Raw genomic sequence first — 23,285 nt, forward strand, 5'->3', positions numbered from 1 at the left:
CCATGCGACGCTCCACCCCGATCGCGACCCGCCTGCTCGCCCTGCTCGCCGTCCCGGCGGTGCTCGCCGGGTGTTCGCCGTCCCCGGGCGGCGAAGGCAAGACGACCCTGAACTTCTCCTACTCCAACGCCGTGCAGCAGACGGAGAAAGTCCCGCTCCACTTCGCGCTGGAGAACCTCAAATCCCAGGGCATCGCCACCACCGAGGCGTTCCACCAGTCCGGGGACGACGCGGTGCAGGCTGTCGTGCGCGGCGAGTCGGACTTCGGCACGGCGAACGCCAGCACCGTGTTCGCGGCCGTCCGCAAGGGGGTGCCGATCAAGGCGGTGATGACCGCCTACCGGCCGGCCTACCTCCTGGTCGCTCCCGCCTCCGTCGCCGATCCGGGCGGCCTCGGCGGCAAGCGGGTGGGGCTGCAGTCGAAGATCTCCTCCACCACGCTCTACACCAACCTCGCGCTCAAGGACTTCCCGGCCGCGAAGCCGCAGCTGCTGATCATTCCCGGCTCGGCGAACCGGGTCCAGGCGATGATCGCCGGCCAGCTCGACGCCTCGGTGGTGCAGTTCAGCGACTGGCTGACGCTGCGGAAGAAGGCCCCTGGCCAGTTCCACGTCATCTACGACGTGGCCGAACGCAACCCCGACATCATCGACTCGGTCATCTTCACCACGAGCCAGACCGCGGACTCGGCGCCGGAGTACGTGAAGAAGTTCCTCGCCGCGGTGCAGACGGAGTACGCGAGCACCTACCGGGACGCCGGCAAGCTCGCGGCCTCGATCGCGAGCACTGTGCCCAAGACCGATCCCGCCGCCGCCAAGGAGCTGGCCGAGGAGTCGCTCAAGGCGAAGATCTGGCCCGCGGACGGCGGATTCTCGCCCGTTGCCGTCAAGGCCACCCTCGACGCCCTGCGCACCTCGGGCATCCTCGACGCCGGCTCCCTGCCGGACGCGGACCAGTGCTGCCGGGCGGACCTGCTCACCGCCGGGATCGGGGGCTGAGGCGCATGGTGTCGTCACCGCGCACGCCGGCGGTGCTGGACCGGGAACGGACCCCCGCGACCCCGCCGGCCGAACCGGCCCGGCGGCGGGCGACGCGTCCGCGCGTGCTCGTCTGGACCTTCCGGCTCGCGATCCTGGCCGTCGCGCTGGGCGGATGGCAGTGGTACGGCGCGACCAGCGGCGGCGTCTTCGTGCCGTCGATGACCCAGACCCTCGCGCAACTGCCGGAGCTGGCCTCGTCGGGAGTGCTCGCCCCCGCGCTCTGGTCGAGCAACACCTCCCTGCTCGTCGGCTACCCCCTCTCGGCGGTCTTCGGCCTGGCCATCGGATTCCTCGTGGGACGGCGGCGAACGGCGGACCGCGCGCTCTCCTACTGGCTCGACGTCGCGATGGTCGTGCCGATCATCGCGACCGTGCCGGTGGTGATCGTCGCGCTGGGACTGACCTTCACCGCGCGGGTCGCGGTGGTCGTGCTGTTCGCGCTGCCGGTCATCGCGATGAACGCGCGCGCCGCGGTCCGGGTCCTCGACCCGCACCTGATCGAGATGGCCCGCGGCTTCGGCGCCACGAACCGGCAGCTCTGGACCGGCGTGATCCTCCCGGCGGCGGCCCCGCACCTGTTCACCGCGCTGCGGATCGGCCTCGGCCGGGCGATCTCCGGGATGGTCGTCGTCGAACTGACCCTGGTGCCGGTCGGCCTCGGCGGGCTGCTGCTGGACTACAAGTCCTCGTTCGCCGGTCCCTCGCTCTACGCCGTGACCCTGGTGATCATCGCCGAAGGGGTGCTGCTGGTGAGCCTGAGCCAGGCCGGGGAACGGTGGCTGATCCGCCGGATGCGGGGTGAGCGGCGATGAAGGCCCGGTCCAGGAGATTCCCCGGCATCCGGGCCGACGTGGCCAGCGGGGTGGCCGTGCTCGCCGCCTGGCAGATCGTGGCGGTCACGGTGCGGCCGCAGTGGCTGCCGGAACTGCCCGCGGTGCTGACGCAGGTGTGGGCGCTCGTGACCTCCGGCGCGCTCTCCGTGCTCGGCACGACCGCCGTGACGCTGCTGCTCGGCCTGCTGGTCACCTTCGTGCTCGCGGGTGCCGCCGCGGGCCTGATGGCGGCCGGGGACGTCGCGGAGCGGTCGCTGATGCCCTACGTCACCGGTTTCCTGTCGGTGCCGCACATCGCGCTCGTCCCGCTGTTCACCTTCCTGTGGGGCAACGGCGAACTGACCCGCGTGGTCACGACGGTCGCGTTCGCGGTGTCACCGGTGGCCCTCACCTGGACCAGCGCGCTGAAGCAGTCGCCGCGCGAGCTGGTCGAGATGGCCGCGTCCTTCGGCGCCGGGCCCAGCGCGGTCGCCCGCCACGTGCGGCTGCCCGCGGCGGCGGCGCCGCTGGTGGCCGGTGTCCGGATCGGCGTGGTGCAAGGCATCAAGGGCACGGTCAGCGCGGAGATCCTGATCGGCATCGTCGGCGTCGGAAAGCTCGTCACGACCGCGTCCCAGACCTTCGACATCGCCCGGCTGTACGCGATCGTCCTGGTGATCATCGCCTTGTCGATCGTGTTCTACCTGCTGCTCAACTTCGTGGAGGACCGGATGACCAGGTGGACCTCGTGACCGCGCCGCAGCCGTGGGACCGGTACCTCACCGCGCGGGACCACCGGGTGCGGGAGCTGGCCGGGCTCGGCCGCCGCCAGGGCCTCGGCCGGCGTCCCGCGCTTCTCGTCATCGACGTGACCACCAACTTCTGCGGCGAGAAGCGCGAGCCCCTGCTCGATTCGATCCGCCGCTGGCGCAACAGCTGCGGCGAAGCCGCCTGGGACGCCGTCGACCGGATCGCCGGCCTGCTCGCGCTCGCCAGGACGCTGGAGGTGCCCGTGCTGTATTCGGCAGGACTGGACACCGGCGGCAACCCGGTCCTGTCCGGCCGCTGGCGGGACAAGAACAGCCGGCGGGACGAGGACTCGGATCCCGGCCGCGCGGGCGGCCACGACATCGTCGCGCCGATCGCCCCGCGACCGGGCGAGATCGTCGTGCGCAAGACGAAGCCGAGCGTCTTCCACGGCACGCCGCTGGCCTCGTTCCTCGTCGATCTCGGCGTCGACTCGCTGGTCGTGTGCGGCGGCTCGACCAGCGGGTGCGTCCGCGCGACCGTGGTCGACGCCTTCTCCGCCAACTACCGGGTGACCGTCGCCGGGGACGCCTGCTTCGACCGCTTCGATGCCTCGCACGCGATGACGCTGTTCGACCTCGACCAGAAATACGCGGACGTGACGACCGCGGCGCGAGCGGGCGAAGCCCTGCAGTCCGTCCACGGCGGGGCCCCGGCCGATGACTGAGCTGCCCGGCGGGTCCTCGGCGGCCCTGGAGGAGCTGGCCCAGCGCATGCGCGGCCAGTACCGGACGGTGGGGGAGACGGTGCTTCAGGTGCTGCGCCAGAGCATCCTCAACGGGGTCTTCGAGCCTGGAGAACACCTTCGCCAGGAGGAGCTGTCCCGGCACATCGGCGTCTCGCGGATCCCGGTGCGCACCGCACTGATGCGACTGGAGGCCGAAGGGCTGGTCACCGTGCAGCCGCACCGCGGCGCCACGGTGCGCACGCTCACCGCGGAACGGATCCACGAGATCTACCGCCTGCGCCTGCTGCTGGAGACCCACGCGTTGCGCGCGGCGGCGAAATCCCTTTCGCCCGGGGAAAAAACCGCGCTGGTGGCCGAGGCCCGGCGGCTTGACCAGGCTCACGAGGGCGCGGATTTCCTCGACGAACGAATCGCCTTCTACCGGCGTCTCTACGACGCCGGAGGGAATCCCGTGACCATCGGGGTCATCGAACAGCTGCGGGTCTCGCTGGGACGGCACCGGCTCGGCATCCGCTTGGTCGTCACGGACTTCAGCCACGAGGCGCTCGCGCAGGCGGTGCGCCGGGACGACGTGGACACGGCCGAACGGATGCTGCGCGAGCACCTGATCCAGGTCCGCGACGGCATGGTCGCGACGGCACTGCCGCCGCGGGAAACGACGAGAGGGAGCAGGCAAAAGTGAAAATCGGCTACAAGGCATCGGCGGAGCAGTTCGGCCCGCGCGACCTCGTCGAGTACGCGGTCCGCGCGGAGGAACTGGGGCTCGACAGCGTGTGGGTGTCCGACCATTTCCTCCCGTGGCGCCACCGGGGCGGGCACGCGCCCTCGGCGCTGACCTGGATGGCGGCCGTCGGCGAGCGCACCCGCCGGGTCCTGATCGGCACCAGCGTGACCACCCCGACCTTCCGCTACCACCCGGCGGTCATGGCGCAGACCTTCGCGACGCTCGCCCTGCTCACCGGGAACCGCGTCGTCCTCGGCGTGGGCACGGGCGAAGCGCTCAACGAGATCGCGGTGTCCGGCAGGCAGTGGCCCGGGTTCAAGGAGCGGTTCGCGCGCCTGCGCGAGGCCGTCCGCCTGATGCGGGCGCTCTGGACCGAGGACGAGGTCTCGTTCGAGGGGGAGTACTACACGCTCGTCGGCGCGAAGATCTACGACCGGCCCGGCACCCCCGTCCCGGTGTACATCGCGGCCGGCGGCCCGGTGGTCGCCAAGTACGCCGGCCGCGAGGGCGACGGGTTCATCTGCACCTCGGGCAAGGGCATGGAACTCTACACCGGCAAGCTGATGCCCGCGGTGGCCGAGGGCGCGGCCGGTGCGGGCAAGGATCCGGCGACGGTCGGCCGCACCATCGAAATCAAGCTCGCCTACGACCGCGATCCCGCCGCGGCGCTGGAAAGCACCCGGTTCTGGGCGCCTCTTTCGCTCAGCGCGGAGCAGAAGCACACTGTCGGGTCCGCGGCGGAGATGGAGCGGCTGGCCGACGAGCTGCCGCTCGATCAGGTCGCCCGGCGCTGGATCGTGGCCTCCGGCCCGGACGAGGCCCTCGCCGGGATCAAACCCTATCTCGACGCCGGGTTCGACCACCTGGTGTTCCACGGTCCCGGGCACGACCAGGACCGTTTCCTCGCCCAGTTCACCGAGGACGTCGTGCCGCGGCTGCGCGAACTCGGCTGAACGGCAGTGCCCGCGCCGGCTCCGGGTTTCGGATCCAGGATCCCGCCGGTTACGCTGCTCGACGTGACCCGTCCCGCCGCCGCGCGGCTGCCCGCCCCGTCGCTGAACGATATCGTGGACCGCTTGTCGGGCGGCTACAAGTCCGTCGGCGAGCTGGTCTACACCATCCTCCGGGAGGCGATCCTCTCCGGCGCCCTCGCGCCGGGCGAGAAGCTCCGGCAGGAGGCGATCGCCGAGACGATCGGCGTCTCCCGGATTCCCGTCCGCAGCGCGCTGATGCAGCTGGAGGCCGAAGGTCTGGTCACGGTCGTGCCGCACCGCGGCGCGATGGTCACGATGCTGAGCGCGGCCAAGGTCCGGGAGACCTTCGCGATCCGCTCGCTGCTCGAAAGCCAGGCCATCAAACTCGCGATCAAATCCCTGACCCCGCAGCGCGCGCGGCAACTGGCCGAACTCGCCGACCGGCTCGACGACCCCGGGCGGACCGGCGATTTCCTCACCGAACGGGTGGCCTTCTACCGGCTGCTCTACGCCGCGGACGAGAACCCGGTGCTGGTCGACCTGATCGAGCAGCTGCGCAGCAGCGTCGGGCGCGACCTGCTGGGCCTGCGGGTGCGCGACCACGACCACCGCCACCGCGGCCTGGTCGATCTCGTCGTGGCGAAGGATCTTCCCGGTGCGCGCCGGTGGATCAAGTCCCACCTCGACACCGTGTGCACGGCTCTGCTCGCCGAACTCAAGCCCGGCTGAGCGACCGCGGAGTAGTGGCGGCCCTCCGCGGGGCCTGTCCCGGCAGGACGCGGTCCTCGGCCAGCCAGACCAGCTGGCGCGCTCCACGACCCCGCGGTCGGTCCCGCGCTCGCGCTCGTGCACGACGACCCCGGAAGACCCTGGACCGTGGAGGCGCTCGCGCACGCCGTCGCCGTCCCGCGTGCCCGGTTCGGCCGCCGGTTCACGTCGACGACCGGGCACACCCCGATGGAGTGCCTCGGCATCTGGCGGATGACCGTGGCCGCCCGCCTGCTGCGCGAGAGCCAACGCCCCCGCGGCAGATCGCCCGGAAGGTCGGTTACGAGGCGGAATTCGCGTTCGCCCGCGCCTTCAACCAGGTCGCCGGGCACGCTCCCGGTCGCTATCGCGCGATGCATTGCCGCGACGAGGGCGCCGCTGATCCGCGGCGATGACTCGTGGCGTTTTGCCGGAGCGGCTGCTTTGCCATCAGATCCCGCCCGGCGGCACTTCGCTGGCCAGGGTCAGCGGCCGCCGGGAGCGGCAGCGGGACACCGGCGAGAGCCCTCTCGGGGAATGCCGCGTCCTTCACGGACGGGCAAGCCTTTCGTGCCGGCCCTGGCCTGGGGCAGGCGCACATCGCACCGCGCCCGAGACGCCAGCTTAAGTGTCCTGGTGCGCTGCTGATCGCCAGTGTCGTATGCCGGAGGAGTTCGCGAGCGTGCTTGCTTATTCGCTTGGCAGGGCGACGCGCGGTCACATCCGCGGTTCCACCTGTAGCCAGAGCTAGCCGGGTCGCTTCGGCAGCGTCCTTGCCAGCCGCTCGTCCAGTTGCTGTCGGATCCGGCGGCTGTCGTCGACGAGCCGCCAACCGCGGTCGGTGAGCTGGGCGCGCCGACTCGGCTGCCGGCGGGGTCCGACACCCCGTGGGGCGCAGCCGGGCCGCTCCAGTTCGAAAAGGTGCTTCGAAGCTGCCTGCCGGGTGATGCCGAGAAGGTCGGAGACCGTGGGCACCCGGTCGATCAGGTGCTGGACCACGTACCCGTGGGAGTTGCGCACGCCGGTGATCGCGCGTGACGCAGGCCTTCCCCGCGGCGACGAACTCGTCGCGCACAGCGCCCAGTTCGCCGAGACCTCCGACGGCCGGCCAAGATGTATAACGTCCTATACGTCACCGTGGGAAAGCGTCGCGATCTCCGTCCTCGCCAGCCGCTCGGCGCTCACCACTACCTCATACGCCTGGAGCAACCCCCCGCGAACCTCGATCCTGAGCACCCCCGCCAGCCGTCCGGCCGGAGCGAGCACCAGCCCGGCATCCCCGTCGACCAGCGCGAGTTCGGCCAGCCGCGCGTTCCCCGCGAACAGTTTCGTCCCCTGCGCGACCTCGTCCGCCCCGCGCAACACCGCAGCAGCCCCGGGCGGCAGCATCGCCGGATCGGTGTGCCGGACGACATCCGGAGCCAGCACGGTTAGCAACGTCGCCATGTCCCCGCCGCGGGCCGCCGACAAGAACGCCGTCACCACTTCCCGGTGCTCAGCCAGTTCCGCGACCGGCACGGCCGGTTCCCCGCGTACCCGCGACCGCGCGCGGCTGGCGAGTTTCTTGGCGGTCGCGGGCGTCCGGTCGAGGATCGGGCCGACCGCGTCGAACGGCACCGCGAACAGGTCGTGCAGCACGAATGCCACTCGTTCGGGCGGGGCCAGCCGGTCCAGGACCACCAGCAGCGCGCGGCCGACCTCGCCGGCCAGCAGGATCTCGTCCTCGGGAACAGCGCCGCCGGCGGCGTCGGGTACCGCGGAGACCGGCGTTTCGCGGCGGGCGCGCAGGGCGTCCAGGCAGAGCCGGGACACCGCAGTCGTGAGCCAGCCGCCGAGGTTGTCGACGCCGGACGTGCGATTCAGCCGCAGCCACGATTCCTGCACGACGTCCTCGGCCTCGGCCGCGGAACCCAGCATGCGGTAGGCCAGCGCGTGCAGCCGCGGGCGTTCGTCCTCGAAGCGCCGCGCGAGTGCGTCGTCCATCGGTCACCTTTTCCCGTCTCGATCCGTCATGGGAGTGCCGGCCCGAGGACCAAGGACGAGAAGAGGAACCGGATGACTGTCATGCTAGCGCCTCTGCTGCACGTCGATTCGAGCGCCGATCGCGAGGCGTCGGCAAGCAGGCAGCTGGGCACGCTGTTCGCCGACGAGTGGCGGAGAGGCGGCGGGACCGTGCGGCACCGCGACGTGTCCGCCGAACCGGTGCCGCCGCTGCGCGAGGCGTACGCGCGGCTCGGCCGCCGGGTGGAACGCAAGGGGGCGCTGTCGCTGGACGACATCGCGGCGCTGATCGCGGACGACGACGAACAGCGCGAGTGGGACCTGACCCGGCCGCTGGTGAACGAGGTGCGGGAAGCCCGCGCCGTGCTGCTCGGGGTGCCGATGTACAACTTCGGCGTGCCCGCGACGCTCAAGGCGTGGATCGACCGGATCAGCTTTCCGGGCGTCTTCGCCGACCCGGCGACTGGCCGGAAACTGCTGGCGGACAAGGACTTCGTGATCGTCAACGCCCGCGGCGGCGGATACGGCCCCGGCACGCCGCGCGAGACGTTCGAGTTCCAGGAGTCGTATCTGCGCGCCTATCTCGGCGACAAAGGCGTGGAGCGGCTGACGTTCGTGTCCCAGGAGTTCACCCGGGTCGGCGACGTCCCGGCGCTGGACGGGCTCGGGGACCTGGCCGCCGCGTCGCGCGAGGCGGCCAGGTCCCGGGTCGTCGAGCTGGCGCGGGCTATCCGGTGAGGTCGGAGCACTTCCGCGCGTCCGGATCCTTCGCGCCGCCGGGCGACCACCGCACGTTCGCGAACGACGCGGAGAACGGGCCGTCGGTGTAGACGAGGAACGGCGTGTCGATGCTTTCGAAGTCCAGCCCGCTCGCGAAGCAGGACAACGGGATCTTGACCGTCGACTTCTGCCCGGCGGGCAGGTCGCCGAACAGCTTCGTCGCGTTGACCTCCGACGAGCACGGGTAGACGCAGTGCAGGCTCACGACCGTCCGGTTCGCCGGCGGCGAATGCACGATCACGTCGAACTCGAGCGCGCCGTCGGCGTTGGGGTATCCGCGCAGGTCGTCAGTGCCGCCGGGGTGCTGCGAGTACAGCTGTGCCGCGCCGGTGCCGGTCCACGTCGCTTTCAGGCCGTCGCCCTGGACGTTGACGTCGGCCGGCGCCACGGTGATCTCCGGATGCGAAGCGGTGCCGTCCGGGCCGATTTCGGTGCCGCCCCAGTTCGACGCCGAGCCGATGAAGCTCTTGTACGGCGCGACGTCCGTGCGGTCGTAGATCGGCAGGTCCTCGGTGGCGGTACCGCCTCCGTCGGTCGCCCCGCAGCGGGCCGGGCCTTCGGCCTCGTCGAGTTCGCCGACGGTGGTCCGCTGGTTCGAGGTGAGCCCGTAGCCGAGCTTGAACAGCGGGTCGTAGCCGGGACTCCACGGGTTGAGCGGCGTCTGGCAGGCGCTCTTCGGCCACGAATAGGACAGCTTGCCGCGGTATCCGCCGTGGTCCTTGCCGCGCACCAGCATGTCGGCGACGCCGCCGCCTTCGGTGCCGGGCAGCCAAGCGGCGACGAACGCGTCGGAACGGTTGAGTTCCTTGTTGACGTACAGCGGGCGGCCGCTGACGTACACCGTCACCACCGGAGTTCCCTTGCCGCTCACTTTGTCCAGCAGCGCAAGGTCTTCCGGATACAGCTTCGCGGCTTCGAGGCTCTTACGTTGCAGATCGCCGACGCCTTCGGCGTACGGAGTCTCGCCGACAACTGCGACGACGGCGTCGTAACCCTTCGGATCGGCGGTGCCAGTGGGGTCGAAGGTGACGTTGGCGAGATCCTCCTTGAGCCCGGCGAGGATCGAGGTCGCGCCGGGGAAGTCCGCGTTGGTGTTCCCGGTGCCCTGCCAGGTCAGCGTCCAGCCGCCGGTCTGGTTCGAGATGCTGTCCGCGCTCTTGCCGACCACGAGCACCTTCGCCTTGCGCGCCAGGGGAAGCACGTTGCCGTTGTTCTTCAGCAGGGTCTGCGACCTGCGCACCGCTTCGCGCGCGAGTGCCTTGGCCGTCAGCGCGTCCGGCGAACCGGCGTACCAACGCTGCGAAGGTTTGCGCTCCTCGAACAGCCCGGCACGCATCTTGACCCGCAGGATCCGGGTGACCGCGTCGTCGATCCGGGACATCGGGATCTCGCCGCCGCGCACCTGCGCGACCGTGTTGGCGATGAAGGCTTTCCAGTCGTTGGGGACCATCACGACGTCGATGCCCGCGTTGATCGCGCGCGGGCAGCTGGAGTTGGTGCAGCCGGTCACCTGGCCGATGCCGTTCCAGTCCGACACGACCAGTCCGTCGAAGCCCATCTTGCCCTTGAGGATCTGGTCGAGGACCTTGTCGCTGCCGTGGATCTTGCCCTCGTTGATGCCGAGGTCCGGGTTGGTCCAGCTGTTGAACGACGCCATGACCGTCTGCGCGCCCGCGGCGAGCGCGCCGTAATACCCCTGGCCGTGCAGGTTGATCAGGTCCGCTTCGGACGAGGCGTTGACGCCCTGGTCCTGGCCGTCGGTCGTGCCGCCGTCGCCGATGAAGTGCTTGGCGGTGCCGATCACGCCGTTCGGCCCGATGCGCAGCCGCGCGCCGGCTTGCAGACCGTTCATGGCCTCGTAGCCGTAGGCGCGGGTGATGCGCGGGTCCTCGGAGAAGCCTTCGTAGGTGCGGCCCCAGCGGTCGTCCTGCACGACGGCGAGAGTCGGCGCGAAGGCCCAGTCCTGGCCGGTCGCCCGGATCTGCCGTGCGGTGGAGTTCTCGACATCGCGCACCAGGCACGGGTCGTGCGCCGCGCCGAGCGCGATGTTCTGCGGGAACACAGTGGAGCCGTACACATTGTTGTTCCCGTGCACGGCATCTATGCCCCAAATCACCGGAATCTTTGTCCTCGTGGCCCTGGCCGCGTCCCAATAGGAATCCGCGAGCTTCAGCCAGTCCTGCTGGCCGGCGTGCTTGTTCCCGCCCGGCCACGAGCCGCCGCCGTTGAGCACCGACCCGATCGAGTACCGGGTCACCTCGGCCGGCGTGATCGCGGCGATCTCGGGCTGGGTCATCTGCCCGACTTTCTCCTCCAGCGACATGCCGGAGACGAGCTGTGTGATCCGCCGTTCGTCGGCCGGGTTCTTCGGCATCGCGCTGCGCACCTTCGGCCAGTCCGGCAGCGTGGGCAGCGAGTTTTCGACGCGGGCGCAACCGTTCCGGTCGAGCGCGGGACGGCCGATCTCCGGCTGGCGCGGGGGAGCGGCGGCCTGAGCGGCTTGGGCGGGGACGAGCCCGCCAAGCAGGACGAGCGCGGCGAGCGCGACCCGGTTCCGGGCGCGCGGGGAACGTGGAGGTCTGGCCATCGACAGTCCGTTCTGCGGAGGGCGGCCCGGAGCGGGCCCGGTGATCCTGACCGGGCAAACCGGACTCCGTCAATCCGCCGACCGCAGTGGTTCAGTCCATTAACCGGACAAGAAACACGACATCCGACCGGTGCGGGGACGGGGATAGATTGATCTCCTACGCACTGAATTCACGGGAGGACAAAGCGGATGCGCAAGGAAAAGCCAGACGTTCCGGCCGCTGACGGGACCGCGGACGCGTACTTGGCCGTGCCGGACGGCGGGCCGCATCCCGGGGTGCTGCTCTTCCCGGACGCGTTCGGGCTGCGGCCGCGGATCGAGGAGATGGCCGACCGCGTCGCCGAGCGGGGCTACGCCGTGCTGGCGCCGAACCTGCTCTACCGCGGCGGCCGGACGCCGCTGGTGGACTTCGCCGCGCTGGAGGACCCGGAGCGGCGCGGCGAGGTCTTCGGCAAGCTGATGCCGCTGATCGAGGCCCTGGACACCGAGGCGATGACCCGCGACGCGGAGAAGTACCTCGACTGGTTCGCCGCGCAGGACGGCGTCGCCGAAGGCCCGGTCGTGATCACCGGCTACTGCATGGGCGGCACGAACGCGCTGCGCGTGATCGAGGCGTTCCCGGACCGGGTCAAGGCGATCGCGTCGTTCCACGGCGGACGTCTCGCGACCGACCAGCCGGACAGCCCGCACCTGCGGGTCGGCTCGATCACCGGCGAGGTGTACTTCGGGCACGCCGACCAGGACCCGTCGGCCACCGCCGAGCAGATCAGGACGCTGGAAGACGCCCTCGACGAGGCCGGGGTGACCTACCGGTCGGAGGTCTACGAGGGCGCGGGCCACGGTTACACCATGTCGGACACGGCCGCGTATCACGAGGAGGCCGAGAAGCGGCACTGGGAGAACCTGTTCGCGCTCCTGGAGCGGGTGCGCTGACCTGCGAAAACCCGGGGGTCGGCACGCGGGACGCGCTCGCGGCCGGGCCCTGCGCGCGGAATCGGCGGCGGCCGTTTACGCTGGCCGCATGGCCGAAGGTGCGCTGTGCCGCGAACCGGTGGAGCTGACCGGGCGCGAGCGCTCGGTCCTGCGGAGCGTCGCGGTCCGTGGGACGGAGCCCGAGCTGTTCTGCGAGCTGGAGGCCGGGCACGGCCACGAGCACGCGACCCCGGTCGGCGGACGCGGCGAGGAGCCGCTGATGTGGCTGCGCTGGTGGCCCGGCCGCCGCGTGCTGGAGACCCGCGCGTGCTGCGGTGCGGAGTCCGACGACGGCGTTTTCTGCCGGGTGCCCGGCGGGCACGAGGGCAGCCACAGCTACGAGCTGGCCGAGCCCGGACAGGCCTGGCCGCTGGCCGGCGCTGGGCTGTTCGCCGGCCGCCGGTAAAGTCGCCCGACATGCGCGAAGGCTTCCAGGACGACCTGAAACAGCTCGACGGGCGTCTGGCGGCGATGGCCGAGGCGGCGGCGGAGGCGATGCGCCGGGCCACCCGGGCGCTGCTGACCATGGACCTGCCGCTGGCCGAGCAGGTGCTCAGCGGCGACGCCGATCTCGACGACGAGCGCGCCACCTGCGAGGACGAGGCGTATTCGCTGCTCGCCCTGCAAGCCCCGGTGGCCGGCGACCTGCGCGCCGTGCTGGCCGCGGTGTACTGCGCGGAGAAGCTTGAGCGGATGGGCGACCTCGCCGCGCACATCGCGGGCACCGCGCGCCGCGGCCACCCGGAGCCGACCGTTCCCGCCGACCTCGAGCCGGTGTTCGCCGAACTCGGCGAGGTCACCTCGGCGATGGCGGAACGGCTCGCCGACCTCGTGCACGGAGAGGCCCGCGGCGGCTATGCCGAACTGAGCCGCGCCGACGAGCGCGTGGACGAGCTGCACGCCCGCGTGATGGCGACTGTGACCGCTTCGGGCTGGACGCAGGACCAGCGGATCGCGGTCGCGCTGAGCCTGCTCACGCGTTTCTACGAGCGTTTCGCCGACCAGGCGGTGTCGGTCGCGAAGCGCCTGGAGTTCGCCGCGACGGGCGATCTCCCGGGCTGACCTCCGGCGGCGGACCGGCCTGCGCCTGGTTCGACGGACGCGGCGACGGCGAACCCGCGGTGCGGCCTTGCGGCGGACCGGCCGGACGCGGCTGCGGGGAGCGCGCCGGACGGGCTGGCGGCTGCGCGGGCGGACGGCCCGGGTTCGGCGGCGGCGCGTCGGCGGGACGGGGCTGGGGTTCCGCGGTGCGCATCGGCTGCGAATTCTGCCGCGGGCGTGCCGGACGGGGCTGAGGCTCGGCGGTGGGGAGCGGTTGCGAACTCTGCCTCCGCGGCGGCGGACCGCCTGCGGCCCGGCCGTCCGGCTGCGGGTTCCGCGGACGGACCGGGCGGCCGCTGGCGTCCCGAGGCGCTGAGTCGGCGGGACGAACCGGCCGCGGCCCACGCGGCGGCAGAGAACCGGCGGGCGCGTCCTCGGCGCGAACCGGCGCGGCTCCGCGAGGCCGCCGCGGCTTCTCCTCGGCCGGGGCAAGCACAGTCGTAGCCGCCGCCCCTCCCGGCGCGGCACCCAGCAGCCCGAACGGCACCTTCCCCGCGAACCGCCGCACGAGCCCGGCAGCCGGACCCAGCGCGTACCGCTGCGACAGCAACGCCATTCCGGCCCCGAGTGCGAGCCCGATCAGCACGTCGTGCGGATAGTGCGCGCCCACGAACACCCGCGAGAAGCCCATCGTCGCCGCGAAGGCCGTGAGCCACGGCGCGCTCTTGCGCCAAGCGAAAGCCCCGCCGAGTGCGACGGCGGCCGCGATGGTGGAGTGGTTGCTCGGGAACGACCAGTCGCCCGGCGGCGGGCAGGCGCCGACGATCGCCTCCGGCGGGAGTCCACGGCAGGGCCGCTGCTCGTGGACGAACGCTTTGATGATCTCGCTGAGCACGTAGGCGACCACTGTGGCCGCCGGGACGAGCAGCGCCGCGGCCATCCGCTCGGGCGAGCCGGTCCCGCGGGCCCGCCACCAGAGCCAGGCGAAGAACGGGGCCACGAGGACCAGGCCGTAGTGCGTGTACGCCAGCACGAGAGACTGCACCCAGCCCGGCATCGCCAGGCCGAAATGGGTGATCGCGTCGTACGTCTCGCTGCTGGACGCTCCGGCCGTGGTCGCCATACAACCCCTCTCCGGTCCGCCGGTTCGCCTGGCGGCCATCTCGCGTTCACCCGAAGGTCACGAGCGTACCGAGCGGCGGAGAGGAGTCCGCGACGCCCCGCGAGTCCGCGGGGACTCGCCGGAACGGGTCAGGAGTCGGTGGTGTGCTTGCAGGTCACCGGCTTGCCGGGGCCGGGAGCGCTCGCCTTGGCGAGTTCCTTCGTCTTGTCCAGCAGGATCCGGCAGCGCAGCGTCGCGGCGGTCGAGGGCGTGGCGGTGACCGAGGCGTCCTGTCCGGCGCTGACCACGACGTCCTGTTTCCACGGCAGCCCGAGCGGGCCGGTGAGCTGGTGCGCCGCGACCTTGTCCTCGTAGCGGTTGCCGGACTCGCCGTAGGTGACGCCGGTGGCCGTGGTCTGCTGGTCGGAGGTGACCTCGTAGGTGATCGCCCACGACTTGCCGGTCGGGTTGGAGCACGCGGCCAGGCCGGCGAGCGCGACAGCGGCGCAGGTAGCGGAGAGTGCCTTCTTGATCACGCTGGGACTGTACCGGAGCCCGTCCTCCGCAGCCCGGCGAGGAACGTCCGCGCGGCCGGTTCCTCCCGCGCGGCCTGGGCGAGGATGCCGAACTGCAGCATGGTGACCACGAGCGACGTCCCGCCCGCGGACACCAGCGGCAGCGTCACTCCGGTCACCGGCAGTGCGCCCGCCACGTAGCCGATGTTGATCAGCGCCTGCGCCACCAGCAGCAGGGTGGTCGCCCCGGCGACCAGCCGCACCCACGGATCGGCGACCCGCGCCGCGGTGCGCAGGCCGATCACCGCGAGGCAGCCGAACAGCCCCAGCACCACGAGACAGCCGGCGAACCCGAGTTCCTCGCCGACGAGCGCGAAGACGAAGTCGTTCTGGACGTCCGGGAGGTAGCTCCACTTCGCCGCGCCGCGGCCGAGCCCGACTCCGAACCACCCGCCGTCGGCGAGGGCGTACTGCGCCTGCTGCGCCTGGTAGCCGTTGCCGCTCGCGTCGGGATTCGGCGAAAGAAAAGAAAGGATGCGCGCGAGACGATAACTGGCGAAGGGGGCGAGCACGACGATTCCGGCGACCCCGCCGGCGAGAACGGCGGCGAACAACCGCTTCGGCGCGTCGGCGAACCACAGCAGGCCCAAGGTGATCAGCGCGAGCGTGACCGTGCCGCTGAGATTCGGCTGGGCCAGCAGCAGCGCGCACAACGCGAGCGTCACCGGGATCAGCGGCACCAGCAGATGCCGCCAATGGTGCAGCACCTTCTGTTTCGACACCAGCAGATGCGCGCCCCAGAACACGAGGGCGACCTTCGCGATTTCCACTGGCTGCAAGGTGAACGGCCCGGCCGGCAGCCAGCGTTGCGCGCCGCCGTGGTCGGAACCCAGCGGGGTCAGCACCAGAAGCAGCAGCACGACAGCGGCGGCGAGGGCCGGGGTGGCGGCCTTGCGCAGCCGGGAAAACGGGATGCGCAGGCCGAGCACGAAGGCGGCCGAGCCGAGTGCGACGAACGTCAAATGCCGGAAAAAGGCTTGGTACACCCCGGTTCCGGCGGCCGGGTCGGCCGCGGCGGCCGAGGACGACAGCGCCATCACCGCGCCGAGCAGCGTCAGCAGCGCCCAAATCGCGACGATGATCCGGAACGACGCGAGCGGATGCGCGAAGAACTGCCCGATTGCGTGCCGTGCGGGTTTGCTGTCCCGTTCGGTTGGCGACTCCACAGGGGAAGAGTGTGTGCTGTTTTCGCTTCGCGGTGGCTGACCGACTCGCCCGTGCGCGGGATTTTCTCGGCGGCGCGGCGGCGTCGCAGGTGCTCGGGTGAGATGTCACAGACGACGGGCCCGCCGCTCCGGCCTGGGCGGGCAGGTCTCACCGGGTTGCCTCGCGGGCGGCGTCGCCTGCCGGGCGGAACCCGCGCACCGGGCAGCCTGGCCGCCGCCGGGAGATCCCGAGCGCGGAAATTACCGCTCGGATTTCTGATTGGCCTCGTCGACCTCGGCCATGTGCTCTTCCGCCCAGGTGCGCAATACCGCGAGCGCGGATTCCAGCGACGTGCCCAGGCCGGTGAGCCGGTAATGCACCCGCGGCGGCACCGTGTCCTCGACCCGCCGCGTGACGAGGCCGTCCCGGACGAGGCTTTGCAGCGTCACCGAGAGCATTTTCTGCGACACCCCGGGGATGCGGCGGCGAAGATCGGCGAACCGCACCTCGTCCGGCGCGGCCTCGGCGAGGATCTTGACCGTCATCGAGGTCCACTTCGTCCCTATCCGGTCGAGCAGCCGCCGCGTCGGGCAGGCCGGGTCGAACAGATCGCCGCGGGCGGAGGGGGTCACCTCGGGCTCACCACCTGTCTGGAAAGTGCCGTCTTGGCGGCACCCCTGGAGTTACCTACCGTGTGCTGGTAACCAATGGTAACCACGGGAGGTCCGATGAACGCGGTGCGGCAGGTCGAAGCGAACGGGGTCCGGCTGGCCATCGCCGTCGCCGGGAGCGGTCCGGCGCTGGTGCTGCTGCACGGATTCCCGCACACCTGGCAGCTGTGGAGCAAGGTCGTCCCGACGCTCGCCGAGCGGTACCGGGTGCTCGCGCCGGACCTTCGCGGGCTGGGCGCGAGCAGCCGTCCGGAGACCGGCTTCGACGCTGGGACGATCGCCGCGGACATCGCGGGCCTGCTCGACGTGCTGGAGGAGCCGGACGCCGAGGTGGTGGCCATCGATCTGGCGGTGTCGAGTGCGTTGCTGCTGGCGTTGCGGCAGCCGGAGCGAGTACGCCGCCTGGTGCTGATGGAGTCGCTGCCCTGGGGGTTCCCGGCCAGCCCGCCGTGGTGGTTCGGCTTCCACGCGGTGCCGGGACTGGCCGAGACTGTCCTCAACGGACACGAGGCGGAGTACGTCGGCTGGTTCCTCGACCAGGGCACGCTCGGCCGCGGCGTTCCGGAGGAGATCCAAGCGGCCTTCGCCGGGGCGTATACCGGCACCGACACGCTCCGTTGCGCCTTCGAGTACTACCGGGCGATGCCGGAAAGCGCCCGGCAGCTGACCGAAGCGGCGGAGAAGCGGCTGACCGTCCCGACGATGGCGATCGGCGCGAACCCCGTGGGCGACGCGCTGGAGCGGCAACTGCGCCCGATCGCCGACGACCTGACCGGCCACGTGCTGCCGGACTGCGGGCACCTGATCCCGCTGGACCGTCCGCGCGAGTTCCTCGATCTCCTGCTGCCGTTCCTGTCCCGGGAGATACTGGCCGGGTGTCGTTGACGTCCGAGCTGGCTGACCCGCGCGGGAAGCTCGCGCGCTGGTGCGCCCGGGTCTTCACCGGCACGACCGCGGCCGCGCGCCGGATCGAGGAGGCGACGAACGGCGTCCGCCCGATCCGCCCGGCGCTCGCGCGGCCGCCGCGGCAGCACTGGGCCGAGATCGGCGGTGCGTTCGGCCAGCGGATCGCGGACCTCGTGCAGCCCGCGCCGCCGTACTACGCGCTGCTCGGCATGGTGCGGGCGCAGTGGGGCAGCGGCCCGTGGGCGCACGCGCAAGCCGCCGGGTACCCGACGCACGACGAGCTTCCGCCGGAGTACCGGGCGCGGGCGCTCGGCATCCGCCCGGCGGCGGCGACCTGGCTCGACCTCGGCGACGGGCTGCCGGACGACGGGGCGATCCCGGGCGCCGAGGAGCTGTGGGGCGAATTGCTGGGACGGGCTCGCCGCTACCAGGCGCGCCACGCTCCGCCCGGCGCGCTCGGCGGACCGGGCGCGGAAGCCGGACTGGCACGGACGAACTGGGTGCTGTCGGCGTGCGAGGACATCTACCGCTCCGGCCGCATCGACCCCCGGCTCGCCCGGGTCGTCGACGGCGGCGGCACGATCGCGGAGCTGCGCGCGCTGCCCGCCGACGCACAGGTGACCGAGTTGGCGGAACTCGCGAAACGCTTGCACGACAACGGTGCGCTGTGGGAACTGCGGCGGCTCGGCGGTACTCCGCCGGAAGGCTGCCCGCTCGGGATCGCCGGGCCGACCATCGTGCCCGGCTGGGCGGACGGCGACCTCCTGCTCGGGAAGCTCGACCCCGAAGCGGGGATCGCCGAGGGCACGCTGCTGGACGTGAAGACCGTGCTGACCGCCGGCGATCCGGACCGGGCCGGGCGCTGGCTGTGGCAGATCCTGCTGTACGCCTGGCTCGACGTCGCCGACCTGTACCGGATCCGGGAGGTCGGGCTGCTGCTCGGGCGGCACGGCACGCTGGTCTGCTGGCCGGTCGGCGAGCTGGCCGCGGACCTGCTCGGCGGGGACGGCCTGGTCGATCATCGCCGCGACGAGTTCAGGGATATCGCGCGCGGGCTGCTCGACGCGGCCGGGCTGAGCTTGGCCGACGGCTGAACCGCGGGCTTCTTCCCCGCGCCGCGGCCGGCGAAGCACACCGCGCCGAGCACGATCACGCAGCCGGCGAGCTGCAGCGCGCCCGGCCGTTCGCTCAGCAGCAGGACGCCGAAGGCGACCGCGCCGACCGGCTGCAGCAGCATCATCGTCGCGCCGGTCGAGGCCGCCAGCCGGGGCAGCGCCCCGGCGATCAGCAGCCACCCGATGACCTGGCCGACGAGGGCCAGTGCGGCGAACCAGCCGAGCGAGGGCAGGCTCGGCGCCAGGTCGAGGCGGCCGGACGGCAGTCCGAGCACGACGGAGACGAAGCCCGCCGACACGGTGGCCAGCGACAGCGAGCGGACCTGCGTCGCCGGGGTGCTGCTGAGCCGGAGCAACAGCAGGTACCCCGAGTAGCCCGCTCCGGCGGCGAGCGCGAAAACCATGCCCAGCACCGGGTTCGAGCCGGTCATCGACGAACCGAACACGCCGCCGGCGAGCACGATGCCCCCGACGAGCGTCGGCGCGACGAACTTGAACCGCGGGTCCGGCCGCTCCTTGAGGAAGACGAACGCCAGCAGCGGCACGATCACCACCTGTACCGAAAGCAGCATGGTCGCGACGCCCGCGCCGACGCGCGGAATCGCCTCGCCCCACAGGACGAAGTCGAGACCGAGGCCGAGCCCGGCCAGCAACGGCAGCAGGATCTTCGCGCGCACGCGGGTCCGCCGCGCCTCGCTGAAGGCCAGGATCGCGAGCAGCGGCAGCGCGAGGGCGCAGCGCCAGAACGCGCTGGTCGCCCCGCTGGCCCCGGAAACCTTGATGAGCACCGAGGTCAGCGCGATGCAGAGGCAGCCCGCCGCGGCCAGCAGCCGGGGGTCGGCGCGGCCGGTGAGCGCGGCGATCGGGCCGGCGGCGGGCAACGGGGCGGATTCGCTGGTCATGCCCTCAATGGTGGGGGCGCTAACTATCAAGGACAAGTGAATGTTCCTGCGGGAAATCCGGTAGCATCACTACCGTGTTCAGTGTGGATCGGATGCGCGCCCTGCACGCGGTCGCGCAGCACGGCTCGGTCGCTCGCGCGGCGGCTGCGCTGCACGTCACGCCGTCCGGGGTGTCGCAGCAACTGGCGAAACTGGAACGGGAAGCGGGGCTTGCGCTGTTGGAGCCGCGCGGGCGGACTGTGCGGCTCACGCGCGCCGGGCAGGTGCTGGTCGGGCATGCCGAACGCGTGCTGGCTCAGCTGGCCGAAGCGCGCACGGATCTCGAACGGCTGCGCGAGGACGTCTTCGGGCCGTTGCGGATCGGGTCGATCGCGACGTGCGTGCACGCCCTGCTGCCGCCCGCGCTCGCCGTGCTCACCGAACAACACCCGCGGCTGAACGTGACGCTGGGCGAGGGCGAAGCCGAACAGACGTTGCCGAAGGTGCTCGCCGGGGACCTCGACGTGGCGGTGTTCGAAAGCTGGGCCGACCGGCCGACCGTGGTGCCCGCGGGGATCACGCAGGTCACGCTGTTCTCCGACGTCGCCGATCTCGCGCTGCCCGCCGGGCACCGGCTCGCGCACCGCCGCACGGTCGATCTCTCCGAGGTGGACGACGTGTCGTGGATCAGCTGGACCGGCCGTTCCGGCTGCTACGAATGGCTCGTGCACGTGCTCCGTTCGCAGGACCTGGAGCCGCGGATCAGTTGCACCATCGGGAGTTACGTGACGCAGCTGGCGCTCGTCGCCGGCAACGTCGGAGCCGCGCTCGTCCCGCGGCTCGCCCGCGGACCGGTGCCGGACGGCGTCCGGATGCTCGCGACGCGGCCGGTCCTGAACCGCACGATCATCGCCGCGTGCCGATCCGGGGAAGAGGCGCACGGCGGGGTGCGGGCGGCGCTGGAGGCGCTCGGCGAGGCATCGGCGGCTTATCTGAATCACTGAATCTTGTTGCGCGGCTGCCTTTTCCGGCTGGTTCGGCCCTAGAGTCGGAATCGACGAGCAGGGGAGCCGCCCATGACTGCCGAGGATGCCGCCCGCGCGTTGCGGGCTCGACTGCCTGCCGGGCAGGTGCACACGTCCGGCCCCCAGTACGCGTCGGCGGCGGCGGTCTGGAACGCCGCCGTCCTCGCGCGTCCGGCGGTGGTGGTCGAATGCCGGAGCACGGCGGATGTCCAGGCTTCGGTGCGTGCCGCGCGCGAGCTGGGTTTGCCGCTGTCGGTGCGCAGCGGCGGGCACGACTGGGCCGGACGCGCGATCGCGGACGGCGGGATCACGCTCGATCTGCGTCCGCTGAACCGGGTCGCGGTCGATTCCGGGCGGCGCGCCGCGGTGGTCGGCGGCGGCGCCCGGGCCAACGCTGTGCTTGCGGGAGCGGAGGCGCACGGCCTGACCGCCGCGGTCGGGACGATCGGCACGGTCGGGTTCGCCGGGCTCGCGCTCGGCGGCGGATACGGTCCGTTCCTGGGCGAATACGGGCTCGCCGCGGACAATCTGCTCGGTGCCGAGATCGTCCTCGCGGACGGCGAGGTCGTGCTCGCCAACGCTGCCCGGCTGCCGGACCTGTGGTGGGCGCTGCGGGGCGGCGGCGGGAATTTCGGCGTGGTGACCGCGCTCGGCGTGCGCCTGCACGAGGCACGGCCGATCACGACTGGCCCGGCCTGGTATCCGGCGTCGGAGGCGGCCCGGGTTTTCGCTGCGGTAGCCGAAATCCAGGCCGACGCGCCGGACGAACTCACCGTGCAGACCGGTGTACTCGCCGGCGCCGGCGGTTCGCTGTGCGTGCTGGTCTGGCCGACCTGGTGCGGCCCCGCTGATCCCGACGGCTTCCTCGCCCGCGTCGGGCACCCTCTCGCTTCACAAATCGAGACCGTCTCGTCTTACGCGGCGGAGATCGCCCGCCGGGACGCGATGTTCCCCAGCGGCCGCTCGGTCGCCATCCGCACGCGGTCGCTTCCGTCGTTCACTCCGGAGGCCGTGTCGGTGCTGGCTTCGGCCGCGGAAACCCGGACCTCGCCGTTGTCCGGCCTGTCGATCCACCACTTCCACGGCTCGGCCGCACGGGTTTCGGCCACGGCGACGGCGTTTCCGCTGCGGGAGGACCATCTGATGGTCGAGATCCTCGGACTGGGGGAGGGCAACGACGACCGAGCCTGGGCGGAGACCACCTCGGCGGCGCTGGTGCCCCATGCCTTGCCCGGCGCGTACGCGAACCTGCTGGGGCCGGATGTCCCCGAGGCGGACCCTTTCGGCCGCAACACCGGACGGTTGCGGGACATCAAACACCGCTACGACCCGGATGGGGTTTTCCGCGCCATTCCGCTGGGATGACCTTTTTGCCGAGTACATTGGTGAAAAAGACGGCGGAAGGAGGCGGGCCGTGGCGTAGGTGATCGCGGAGCCGTGCGTGGACGAATGCCCGGTGGACTGCATCTACGTCGGCGAACGCTCGCTCTGCATTCATCCGGACGACTGCGGCGCGTGCGAACCGGTGTGCCCGGTCGAGGCGATCTATTACGAGGACGACCTCCCGGACCGCTGGCGGATCCACGCCGAGGACAACGCCCGGTTCTTCAGCGAAACCCTGCCCCGCCGCGACGCGCCCCTCGACACTCCCGCCGGCGCGGCGAAACTCGGCGACCTCGGGGTGGACACGCCGCTGGTCGCCGAGCAGCCGCGGCCGGACATTCCCGCGCAGCGGCAGTGTGCCCCAGCCGGGGGCCCGTCGCGCGATGCCGAAGTGCGTGAGGGCCACCCTGAGGGAATCAGATTGGCCCGCACGTACTTCCACCGGAGCGGGGTCGCGCCGCGAACCCGCCGCGCAGCGCACTGCGGAGAAAACCTCATCCGGCTCGGTTAAACTGGCCGGCATGAGCGAGCAGACGCTGACCGATCCGCCGGCCTCCCGCGCGCTGGGCGAAAGCCGGGCCCGCGTGCTGGCCGCGCTGCGGTCGGCGGGCGGCCCGGTCGCGGTGCGGGACGTCGCCGGGCAGGTCGGCTTGCATGCCAACACCGCGCGATTCCACCTGGACGGCCTCGTCGAATCCGGCCTCGCCGAACGTCGCGCGGAAGACCGCACCCGCCCCGGCCGCCCGCGGACGGTCTACGTCGCGATCGCCGAGGAAGTCGCCGAGGGACGGCGAAGCTACCGGCTGCTCGCGGAAATGCTGACCGGCTTGATCGCGGAAAACGTGGCCGAGCCCGGGAAAGCCGCGGAATCCGCCGGAGAAGCGTGGGGGCGGTACCTGACCGACCGCCCGCCGCCGACCCGGTGCGTCGACGAGGCCGAGGGGATCCGCCGACTGTCCACTGTGCTGAGCGACGCCGGATTCGCCCCGGATCCGTCCGGTTCTCCGGAGCGGCCGGTCATCCGGGTGCGGCACTGCCCCTTCCGCGAGATCGCGGAGGAACGCCGGGATGTGGTGTGCGGCCTGCATCTCGGGCTGATGCGCGGGGTGCTGGACGAGGTGCGCGCACCGTTGACGGCGGAGCGGCTGGAGGCGTTTGTCGAGCCGTCGTTGTGTTTGGCGCACTTGAGGCGGACTGGCAACCGCCGCCGCTGACGGTCGTTTTCGTGGCCCTGGCGGCCATGCTCGCCGCTTGCCGGTCCGATCGGGATTTTCGCGGTGCCGTGCCGGATCGGCGCGAGGGCGCGGA

At 71.7% G+C, this 23,285-nt stretch carries 24 protein-coding genes and 1 pseudogene; 17 read left to right on the forward strand and 8 right to left on the reverse strand.

Features of this window, described 5'->3' with window-relative positions; genetic code table 11:
• The first annotated feature begins 2 nt into the window (after positions 1-2).
• The 7 genes from BM362_RS28560 (at position 3) to BM362_RS28590 (ending at position 5,774) form a co-directional block, all read left to right on the forward strand.
• Entirely contained in the window at positions 3-998 is a 996-nt protein-coding gene (locus BM362_RS28560; RefSeq protein WP_093575216.1) for an ABC transporter substrate-binding protein, read from the forward strand.
• Positions 999-1,003: 5 nt separating this feature from the next.
• Positions 1,004-1,852: an ABC transporter permease gene (locus tag BM362_RS28565; RefSeq protein WP_093575217.1), complete on the forward strand. Its 849-nt coding sequence runs from the start codon at positions 1,004-1,006 to the stop codon at positions 1,850-1,852.
• Positions 1,849-2,604, forward strand: coding sequence for an ABC transporter permease (locus tag BM362_RS28570; protein WP_093575218.1), 756 nt, complete (start codon positions 1,849-1,851; stop codon positions 2,602-2,604). The genes BM362_RS28565 and BM362_RS28570 overlap by 4 nt, the downstream gene beginning before the upstream one ends.
• Positions 2,601-3,326, forward strand: coding sequence for an isochorismatase family protein (locus BM362_RS28575; protein ID WP_167545472.1), 726 nt, complete (start codon positions 2,601-2,603; stop codon positions 3,324-3,326). Before BM362_RS28570 ends, BM362_RS28575 begins: the two co-directional genes overlap by 4 nt.
• Entirely contained in the window at positions 3,319-4,029 is a 711-nt protein-coding gene (locus BM362_RS28580) for a GntR family transcriptional regulator (protein ID WP_093575220.1), read from the forward strand. Before BM362_RS28575 ends, BM362_RS28580 begins: the two co-directional genes overlap by 8 nt.
• Positions 4,026-5,024, forward strand: a complete 999-nt coding sequence (gene fgd, locus BM362_RS28585; RefSeq protein ID WP_067592760.1) for a glucose-6-phosphate dehydrogenase (coenzyme-F420) — start codon at positions 4,026-4,028, stop codon at positions 5,022-5,024. Before BM362_RS28580 ends, fgd begins: the two co-directional genes overlap by 4 nt.
• A gap of 63 nt (positions 5,025-5,087) precedes the next feature.
• Positions 5,088-5,774: a GntR family transcriptional regulator gene (locus tag BM362_RS28590; RefSeq protein ID WP_161269560.1), complete on the forward strand. Its 687-nt coding sequence runs from the start codon at positions 5,088-5,090 to the stop codon at positions 5,772-5,774.
• A 765-nt stretch (positions 5,775-6,539) separates the two neighbouring features.
• Here BM362_RS28590 and BM362_RS28600 read toward each other — a convergent pair.
• A complete protein-coding gene (locus BM362_RS28600) occupies positions 6,540-6,812 on the reverse strand; it encodes a hypothetical protein (protein ID WP_093575222.1) in 273 nt (90 codons plus the stop codon).
• Between the two features lie 105 nt (positions 6,813-6,917).
• Positions 6,918-7,775, reverse strand: coding sequence for a sigma-70 family RNA polymerase sigma factor (locus BM362_RS28605; protein ID WP_093575223.1), 858 nt, complete (start codon positions 7,773-7,775; stop codon positions 6,918-6,920).
• Between the two features lie 72 nt (positions 7,776-7,847).
• Between BM362_RS28605 and BM362_RS28610 the strand changes: the two genes are divergently transcribed.
• Complete coding sequence (locus BM362_RS28610; protein WP_244287314.1) at positions 7,848-8,531, forward strand: FMN-dependent NADH-azoreductase; 684 nt, start codon at positions 7,848-7,850, stop codon at positions 8,529-8,531.
• On the opposite strand, the gene BM362_RS28615 is transcribed toward BM362_RS28610, so the two are convergent.
• Positions 8,521-11,160 carry a glycoside hydrolase family 3 protein gene (locus tag BM362_RS28615; RefSeq protein WP_093575224.1) on the reverse strand — a complete coding sequence of 880 codons (2,640 nt, stop codon included), beginning with the start codon at positions 11,158-11,160 and terminating at the stop codon, positions 8,521-8,523. The genes BM362_RS28610 and BM362_RS28615 overlap by 11 nt on opposite strands.
• A 189-nt stretch (positions 11,161-11,349) precedes the next feature.
• Between BM362_RS28615 and BM362_RS28620 the strand changes: the two genes are divergently transcribed.
• From BM362_RS28620 to BM362_RS28630, 3 genes are all read left to right on the forward strand, one after another.
• Entirely contained in the window at positions 11,350-12,093 is a 744-nt protein-coding gene (locus tag BM362_RS28620; RefSeq protein ID WP_067592751.1) for a dienelactone hydrolase family protein, read from the forward strand.
• Between the two features lie 88 nt (positions 12,094-12,181).
• Positions 12,182-12,538 carry a hypothetical protein gene (locus tag BM362_RS28625; protein ID WP_093575225.1) on the forward strand — a complete coding sequence of 119 codons (357 nt, stop codon included), beginning with the start codon at positions 12,182-12,184 and terminating at the stop codon, positions 12,536-12,538.
• Positions 12,539-12,549: 11 nt separating this feature from the next.
• Positions 12,550-13,194, forward strand: a complete 645-nt coding sequence (locus tag BM362_RS28630; protein WP_067592743.1) for a phosphate signaling complex PhoU family protein — start codon at positions 12,550-12,552, stop codon at positions 13,192-13,194.
• On the opposite strand, the gene BM362_RS28635 is transcribed toward BM362_RS28630, so the two are convergent.
• The 4 genes from BM362_RS28635 to BM362_RS28650 all read right to left on the reverse strand — a co-directional run bounded on the left by BM362_RS28635 (position 13,106) and on the right by BM362_RS28650 (position 16,628).
• Complete coding sequence (locus BM362_RS28635) at positions 13,106-14,296, reverse strand: phosphatase PAP2 family protein (RefSeq protein ID WP_093575226.1); 1,191 nt, start codon at positions 14,294-14,296, stop codon at positions 13,106-13,108. The genes BM362_RS28630 and BM362_RS28635 overlap by 89 nt on opposite strands.
• A gap of 128 nt (positions 14,297-14,424) precedes the next feature.
• Positions 14,425-14,811 (reverse strand): hypothetical protein, encoded by a 387-nt coding sequence (locus BM362_RS28640; protein WP_067592737.1) that lies wholly within the window; start codon positions 14,809-14,811, stop codon positions 14,425-14,427.
• Complete coding sequence (ftsW, locus tag BM362_RS28645) at positions 14,808-16,016, reverse strand: putative lipid II flippase FtsW (RefSeq protein ID WP_067592734.1); 1,209 nt, start codon at positions 16,014-16,016, stop codon at positions 14,808-14,810. Before ftsW ends, BM362_RS28640 begins: the two co-directional genes overlap by 4 nt.
• A 240-nt stretch (positions 16,017-16,256) precedes the next feature.
• On the reverse strand, positions 16,257-16,628 hold the full coding sequence (locus BM362_RS28650) for a winged helix-turn-helix transcriptional regulator (protein WP_067592731.1): 372 nt from the start codon (positions 16,626-16,628) through the stop codon (positions 16,257-16,259).
• Between the two features lie 96 nt (positions 16,629-16,724).
• Between BM362_RS28650 and BM362_RS28655 the strand changes: the two genes are divergently transcribed.
• Entirely contained in the window at positions 16,725-17,552 is an 828-nt protein-coding gene (locus tag BM362_RS28655; RefSeq protein ID WP_093575227.1) for an alpha/beta fold hydrolase, read from the forward strand.
• Entirely contained in the window at positions 17,543-18,667 is a 1,125-nt protein-coding gene (locus tag BM362_RS28660) for a hypothetical protein (RefSeq protein WP_167545473.1), read from the forward strand. Before BM362_RS28655 ends, BM362_RS28660 begins: the two co-directional genes overlap by 10 nt.
• Here the strand turns inward: BM362_RS28660 and BM362_RS28665 are convergent.
• Complete coding sequence (locus BM362_RS28665) at positions 18,592-19,590, reverse strand: DMT family transporter (protein WP_093575228.1); 999 nt, start codon at positions 19,588-19,590, stop codon at positions 18,592-18,594. The two genes, BM362_RS28660 and BM362_RS28665, sit on opposite strands and share 76 nt — an antisense overlap.
• Positions 19,591-19,682: 92 nt before the next feature.
• On the opposite strand from BM362_RS28665, the gene BM362_RS28670 reads away from it, so the two are divergent.
• The 4 genes and pseudogenes from BM362_RS28670 to BM362_RS28685 all read left to right on the forward strand — a co-directional run bounded on the left by BM362_RS28670 (position 19,683) and on the right by BM362_RS28685 (position 23,191).
• Positions 19,683-20,573 carry a LysR family transcriptional regulator gene (locus BM362_RS28670; RefSeq protein ID WP_202505834.1) on the forward strand — a complete coding sequence of 297 codons (891 nt, stop codon included), beginning with the start codon at positions 19,683-19,685 and terminating at the stop codon, positions 20,571-20,573.
• Positions 20,574-20,645: 72 nt separating this feature from the next.
• Positions 20,646-21,959, forward strand: a complete 1,314-nt coding sequence (locus BM362_RS28675; protein ID WP_093575229.1) for an FAD-binding oxidoreductase — start codon at positions 20,646-20,648, stop codon at positions 21,957-21,959.
• A 58-nt stretch (positions 21,960-22,017) separates the two neighbouring features.
• Positions 22,018-22,305: pseudogene (locus BM362_RS28680) on the forward strand (indolepyruvate ferredoxin oxidoreductase subunit alpha); the annotation flags it as partial.
• A gap of 193 nt (positions 22,306-22,498) precedes the next feature.
• Positions 22,499-23,191: a helix-turn-helix transcriptional regulator gene (locus BM362_RS28685; protein WP_093575230.1), complete on the forward strand. Its 693-nt coding sequence runs from the start codon at positions 22,499-22,501 to the stop codon at positions 23,189-23,191.
• Positions 23,192-23,285: the final 94 nt, after the last annotated feature.

It is taken from the genome of Amycolatopsis rubida (genome assembly GCF_900115345.1).
Classification (GTDB): domain Bacteria; phylum Actinomycetota; class Actinomycetes; order Mycobacteriales; family Pseudonocardiaceae; genus Amycolatopsis; species Amycolatopsis rubida.